Source organism: Mesorhizobium sp. M7A.F.Ca.CA.001.08.2.1 (genome assembly GCF_003998455.1).
In the GTDB taxonomy this organism is placed as follows: Bacteria; Pseudomonadota; Alphaproteobacteria; order Rhizobiales; family Rhizobiaceae; genus Mesorhizobium; species Mesorhizobium ciceri.
The window spans coordinates 1-1,545 of the sequence record NZ_RZPW01001092.1 but is presented as its reverse complement, the minus strand read 5'-3'; the positions used below and the strand labels follow the sequence as shown (position 1 = coordinate 1,545).

Genomic DNA, 1,545 nt, shown 5'->3' with positions numbered 1-1,545 from the left:
CATCAGTAGACAGGCGCGCAGTGCCGTGCGTGGCGCCGAGCAGCCGAACGAAAGTCATGTCGCCTTCGGGATCGCTGACCAGATTGCCGACAGAAGCGGTGAGCTCAAGATCTTGGTGCGTCTTGAACGTTCCGGTGATCGCAATCGGCGCCTGGTTGGGCTGATAACCCAAATTCTGGAACAGCAGCTGGGCGTCGGTGCTGTCGACGGTGCCGTCCTGGTTCGCGTCAGCGGTGGGCGTGTAGCCAGCCTGGCCCGCGCTCGCGCCGTTGGCGGCAAACGTCAGGGCGGCATCGGTTCCGTCCACCTTGCCGTCCCGGTTAGCATCGCCGGCAACGAAAAGCTCGAGGCTGTAGGCGCCGGCGCTCTCGGCATCTGCGCCGCGGACGGTCAGCAGCTTCAGCCCAGCCTGGTCGATCTTGTACAGCGCGAAAGCGCCATTCGCCCCCGCCCGGCTAGCGACAAGAGTTGCTCCCTGAAGCTCCGGAACAGCAAACGTTGCACCTCCGGAAGTGGGCTTAAGGATCACGCCGAGATAGAGGGAGCCGCCATCGGTGGACGCGAGCTCGGACGGCCGGATCGTGAAGGTCAGCCGGTTCGTCCCGCCTTGTGCCAAGGTTTCATGGGCGGCGTCTGCGAGATAGCCGGTTGCAACGCCGAGATCGGCGGTGACCGGAAGCTCCGCTCCCGATGCATCGATCGCCACGCCCCGCTGCCCGGCGTCGCCGCTCACCAATGTGAGCCTGTGATCCGCGTCGTAGCCGTACCGTCTCGACGTCGCGGTGATCAAATCGCGGACCAGCGTGAGATTGCCTTGCGCATCATAGAGATATGCGAACGAGCGACCGTCGGTCGTGATGGCTCGTGTGATGCCGTGCTCGCCGCCGATGAATGAGATTCCGTTGCCGTTGGCATCAAAGATGCCACTGTCGGCAACGGTGAGCGCCACACCATCAGTAAAGCGGATCGAGGTCACGCCGGCCTGGGAGTCGACGACATAGGCGGTCCCACCCGGCCCAACGAGCTCGTATTCGCCGCGGCCCTCGAGCCCGGCCGGGTTGTAAGGCCTGCCGGTCGCAAGATCGTAGAATCGGTCGCCGACGCGAGAGAGCTGCGTCGCGGCAGTCCGCAAGGTCCACGTCACGCCAGCGTCAGCGCGGAAGGAAGGCGTATAGTAGACGAGGCCCGGAATGCTATGCTCTTGAGCTTCGAATGTGAAGCCGACCCGCTCGCCGGTCGGCAGCGTCACGTAGACACGCGTGCCGTTCCTGAACGCGCCGTACGAACCAAAGGCCTCACGGCCGGTCGGCGCAACGTCGGTTTCTATCGCGACGTCCTTCAGAGCAAGTTGCCAGCCATTGCCGAAGCTGCCCGCCTGGGCGCGAACAAGGGGATCGTAGTGCCTGACCAGAGCAATCTGGTGGCTGGCAAGCGTGACAGTGAAATCAGTCTCGGCACGCGGTAGCGTTTTGATGCTGTCGATCTCTACCTGAGTCTCGGCGCGCGCGGTGCGGCCGGCCACGTCGGCCGCCGTGAGACGCAGGC

Annotated in this window: 1 protein-coding gene; it reads right to left on the bottom strand. The window is 64.4% G+C overall.

The window, feature by feature from the left end; genetic code table 11:
* Nucleotides 1–1,522: dockerin type I domain-containing protein (locus EN914_RS35050; protein WP_206527313.1), on the bottom strand; the 1,522-nt coding region annotated here is incomplete at its 3' end.
* Nucleotides 1,523–1,545 lie beyond the last annotated feature (23 nt).